1 protein-coding gene is annotated in these 393 nt (G+C 58.8%); it reads right to left on the bottom strand.

Annotated elements, in window-relative coordinates; all coding sequences use genetic code 11:
- A partial coding sequence (locus MUU47_RS00070) for a glycosyltransferase (RefSeq protein ID WP_258986099.1) occupies positions 1 to 393 on the bottom strand: 393 nt, incomplete at both ends.

The following is a 393-nucleotide window of genomic DNA, read 5'->3' as shown; positions in this document are numbered from 1 at the left end:
GCTTCCACAAAGTCATGCGACAAGATGGAACCGGCAAAGGAGCCTTCACCCGGCAGCGGTGCCAGCGCACAGTGTTCGATAAACGGCTTCACGCGGATAATCGCGTTGTGACCCCAGTAGTGCGACTCCCCCAACTGCCAGAAGTGCAGACCGGCGGTAAACAGCGGGCCGTAAACGCGGGTAGCAAACTGCTGCACGCGGGCATACAACGTATCCATACCCGAGGCTTTCGGCGCAGACTGGATGATACCGGCGTTCGGATTGGCTTCCATCAGACGTACCAGACCGGTGAGACACTCACCGCTCATCACGCTGTCGGCATCCAGGATCACCATGTAGCTGTACTCGCCACCCCAGCGACGGCAGAAGTCGTCGATGTTGCCGCTTTTACGT

The organism is Scandinavium hiltneri (genome assembly GCF_024764835.1).
Taxonomy (GTDB): Bacteria; Pseudomonadota; Gammaproteobacteria; order Enterobacterales; family Enterobacteriaceae; genus Scandinavium; species Scandinavium hiltneri.
This window is presented reverse-complemented; position numbering and strand designations above follow the sequence as displayed.